Source organism: Psittacicella gerlachiana (genome assembly GCF_003585965.1).
GTDB lineage: Bacteria > Pseudomonadota > Gammaproteobacteria > Enterobacterales > Psittacicellaceae > Psittacicella > Psittacicella gerlachiana.
On the sequence record NZ_NRJF01000240.1, the window covers coordinates 1 to 4,412 of the forward strand.

Genomic DNA, 4,412 nt, shown 5'->3' on the forward strand with positions numbered 1-4,412 from the left:
CATACGCCTTAAATTTATTATAGATTATTAATTTCTATATTTAAATTATATTTATCTAAAATTTTACTAATACGGGTAAAATTATTAGCTATATATGGGTTGTTTTGATTTGTATCACTCTTAATATTCACAATAAGTTTATCAATTGTGCCATCAGTATGACTAAAGTCAATATTGATTAATCCTTCTTTAAGTAAATTGTTAAAGGTAGAGAAGGTAAATTGATAAGCTAATTCCATGAGTAAGGCTAAGCGTGAAATATGATCATTAAAGTTACAAGAATTGCTCACTAAAGCTTGAGTAAATTTAAAAATTTGCTCTTTTTCTTGTTGAGCAAAGCCATATAAAGTAGTGTGATCGAGAATGTACTTAGAATGATTAACAAAATCTTCATCTGAAATAGAAGTACCCACGAGCATAAACACACAGTAGTTAAAAATATCTTGATAACTAAAGTTTTGTTGTAAAAACTTATCTTTTTGAATTAAAGCTACTGCTTGACGATGGAAACTATTAAATTGTTTATTTTCTAATTGGAACTTACGTCTTAAATTATTAATAGTAAGGATTCTAATTTGTTTAAATAGATCCCCACCTTTATCAGCATAAAGTACTCCTTCACGTAAGGCAGAATCAGAATAGCTTAATTTTTTAAATTTAAACGTTGTAAATAATGCTTTAAGAATAGCTAAACCACCGACTAGAACTAAACGTCCTGAAGCATCAAAACCGTGATAAACTAGTTGAGAAGCTGAGGTGTGTTTAAGAATTAAGGCAAGAAGATCGTCTAAGCTTTCTTCGGTTAAAAAATCTTGTCCTGTGTATTTTATACGGAATGCTTTTACCTGCTCTAAAAGCTCATTAATGAGCTCGGCATTATAGAGATCATGGTTAGTATGTGGAGTATCGAGAAGATTAGTTAATCTTTTTTCAACATCTTTTAAACCATTTTTAACACGTAATAAAGTGTTTTTTATTGTTCCAGAAGAGCCTACGGCAATTTCACAGCCAATGTAGTTAGGAACTATATCATTGTCTAGCTCTTGAGCAAAAATTTCACAAGCACTATCATAGGCTTGAGTAAACTGTTCTTTACTAATTATGCCATTAGCAAAAAACTTTTGCGTAAAAGATACACAACCTAGATTTTTACTCGTTAAAAATTGAGGTTTAAGATCATGAGAAAGAATGATTTCAGTTGATCCACCACCTATATCAACAGCTATAAAGGGATCGGCTATAGGATTGGAAAGGGCAATGCCTTGGAAAATTGTGCGAGCCTCTTCAATACCACTTAAGATATTTATCTTATGGGGAAATACTTTTGCAATTTCATTTAACAGTTCTGACTTATTAACTGTACTTCTAATGGTATAAGTTGCGTTAGCTCTTACTTCAATATCATTTCCAAAATGACTAATAAACTCTTGAATTGATTTTAGAGCATTACAGCAACGTGTTATACCTTCTGGTAACAAGATATTATCTTGTGTTAAATAACGTGCTAATTGCACAGTTATATTAAAACGCTTTATAATTGGACGTGATAATCCAAATCTACGAGCTATAATTAAATTAAAGCTATTAGAGCCTAAATCAATTACTGCAATATATTTTGCTGCTGATTTGTGATGATTAGACATATTGGTTATAAATAAAAAAGTGGTTAGATAGTTATTTAAGAAGAGATTATAGCATATTTTTTCAATATAATTATGTACGAATATAACTGAAATAGCGATTTTCGTAAAAATAAGCTTTAAAAATTAGAAATAAAATAATTTGAAATTCATATAAATAAAGTAAAAGTTTTAAATAAAGGTTGACATAGGTTCTCTAGTTGCTTATAATACTCGGGTACTTCAGAGGAAAACACAAAAAAGGAAACAAGCTTAACTTAAAGTAGAAAATAAAAAAAAGCTTGACAATTCCTTAAAAATATATTATAATATTCCTCGTTGTCTTAAAGAATAAGCCGGATGAAATGAAAAAAATAGAGGCTTATAACAATACAGATTTCTTGTGGTGAGATGGCCGAGAGGCTGAAGGCGCTCCCCTGCTAAGGGAGTATGGGGCCAAAATCTCCATCGAGGGTTCGAATCCCTCTCTCACCGCCATTCTTATATTACGCATCCATAGCTCAGCTGGATAGAGTACACGGCTACGAACCGTGCGGTCAGAGGTTCGAATCCTCTTGGATGCGCCATTATTTAATCTTCTGATATATTATTTACCTATTGCGCATCCATAGCTCAGCTGGATAGAGTACACGGCTACGAACCGTGCGGTCAGAGGTTCGAATCCTCTTGGATGCGCCATTTTTTTATCAGAATGTTTCATATTTTTCTCTTTTACAAAACTTAGTCAGTTGTTATCGCAACTGACTTTTTTCTTGTCTAAATTTTAAGTTATTTGGCATTTTTAGTTATAAAAAATCTTAGTGTTTTTTATAAGCTAAAGTGGTAAATATGGTAAAATATAGCCATGATAAACTGGAGTAATACTCCCCAATAGATAAATATTTAAAGATTTTACTCAAATGCTTTGGAATCTTAAAATTTGGGATACTGTAAAGAATGCAAAGCTTAATTACTTATGCACAAGAATGACAATGGTCATGCTTGCTCCTTTTGCATTTAGTAGTGTAAATACAGTATACGCTGAAACTGTTAATACAGATTTTACGAAGAATTTACCTTCAACTGATTCTGAATACGCAAATTCAGAATCAACGCAAAATATAATTTCAACTGATAATATTTCTAGTAATTTAACAGTATTTAGTTTAAATGAAATTTATCCAGCTTTAAATTATACTTACTATAATACTTTTACTTCTCAAGTTTATGAAGCTATTAAAGCTAAGCAAATTAGAGAAAGATTCCTTTCGAAAGTACCGAAATCTAATGGGTATAGTTACAATTATTCTTTAGAACCTATCATAATTAACGCTGACCATATGTATGTGAGTAATAATGGCAACACTATTACTTATACTGGTAGAGTGAATGTTATTCAAGGGGATAGAGTTGTAACGGCTACCGAAGCTGTATATAATCGTGCCACAGATGGTAAACAATATATAACGGTTAAAGGTGATGTAAACTTAAAATCAAATCAGATTCAATTAGAAGCTGATCAATTGGTAGTTGAGTTACTAAATAGTGGTAACCCTAATTTAGATGCTGCCCAGACTACCTTTGCAATTGTTGATACAATTATGCATGGTCAAGCTCAAGCTCTTGACTCTGAGCAAAATGTTACAACACTAGAGCAATCTCAGTTATATGCAGGTCCAATTAGACCGTTTACACTAAATATTAAAGCTAAAGAAACTGTGATTAATATGAATAGCTCTGAATTAACATTTAACAGAGCAACGATTCGTATTGGTAAGGTACCTTTATTTTGGTTTCCTACATTTAGTGTAAATATTTCAGGAAAACCGCAAAGCGGATTTAAAGAGCCAACAATTGGTATCGGTAATACAACCGGTTTTCGTATTAATATTCCATTTGTTTGGTATATTAATAATCATGCTAAATACACTATAAGTGCATTTTTTAGTACTAAACTAGGATTATTGTTAAATAACAACTTTGACTATGCTTCAAAATATGGTATTTCTACAATTAACTATGCGTTTACGACTTCTAGTTTAAATCGAAAAGATAATACTTATAGATATTACTTAGGTCTAAGACATTTATATAGTAATGAAAACTATACGGTAAACCTGAATTATCGTAGAGTATCAGATAAAAGATATTTTTATGATTACTATTCCAATACAGACTCTTATTTAACCTCAAGTTATACTCTTGCTTACGCAAAAGATAGATGGTCTTGGGACTTGTCAGCATATACTTTTGATCCGATTTACAATACTGAGTCTAAGTCTTATAATTCAGCACCTGAGTTTAATTTTAATTATCGTGAACCTTTTGCTTATAACAAGATCAGATTCGCTTCTACGGGACAAATAGCTCATCTATATAATAGTGATGCTGTTAAATATAATAAAGTAGACCGTTTTTATACTAAAAACTCTTTATTATATTCACAAATAAACTCTGTTTTTAGATCTGATTATTCATTATCAGCTTATACGACTTTTTATCATCAATATAATCGTCAAACTGGTAAATATGAAAATTTATATAGATTTGCTCCAGAGTTTTCAGCAGAATACTCAACTAAGCTCGTAAGAGATCAGTTGGCTTTTAATCGTTATGCTGTAACTGTTATTCCAAGTCTTGGGTATACCTATCGTAATGTAAATCATAAATTTGATAGTCGTTTTAATAATTATGACTCATCTTCATTATTACCAAGTGTGTTAATGATTCAAAATGGAATTTACAATTATGGTATAGACCGTTTAGAAGAAGCTAATGATGTAAATATAGGTT

The 4,412-nt window shown here is 30.8% G+C and carries 2 protein-coding genes and 3 tRNA genes; 4 read left to right on the top strand and 1 reads right to left on the bottom strand.

Going from position 1 to position 4,412, the window contains the following annotated elements; translation table 11 throughout:
- Window positions 1-17: 17 nt before the first annotated feature.
- A complete protein-coding gene (locus CKF59_RS07110; RefSeq protein WP_119535240.1) occupies window positions 18-1,643 on the bottom strand; it encodes a Ppx/GppA phosphatase family protein in 1,626 nt (541 codons plus the stop codon).
- Between the two features lie 381 nt (window positions 1,644-2,024).
- Between CKF59_RS07110 and CKF59_RS07115 the strand changes: the two genes are divergently transcribed.
- From CKF59_RS07115 to CKF59_RS07130, 4 genes are all read left to right on the top strand, one after another.
- A tRNA-Ser gene (locus CKF59_RS07115) sits at window positions 2,025-2,117 on the top strand.
- 12 nt (window positions 2,118-2,129) lie between these two features.
- A tRNA-Arg gene (locus tag CKF59_RS07120) sits at window positions 2,130-2,206 on the top strand.
- 35 nt (window positions 2,207-2,241) lie between these two features.
- A tRNA-Arg gene (locus CKF59_RS07125) sits at window positions 2,242-2,318 on the top strand.
- A 287-nt stretch (window positions 2,319-2,605) separates the two neighbouring features.
- Window positions 2,606-4,412: LPS-assembly protein LptD (locus tag CKF59_RS07130; RefSeq protein WP_222985689.1), on the top strand; the 1,807-nt coding region annotated here is incomplete at its 3' end.

What these genes read in the sequence shown, in the direction of transcription:
- CKF59_RS07110 (WP_119535240.1), bottom strand. Translation starts at nt 1,643, where the DNA reads ATGTCTAATCATCACAAATCAGCAGCAAAATATATTGCAGTAATTGAT.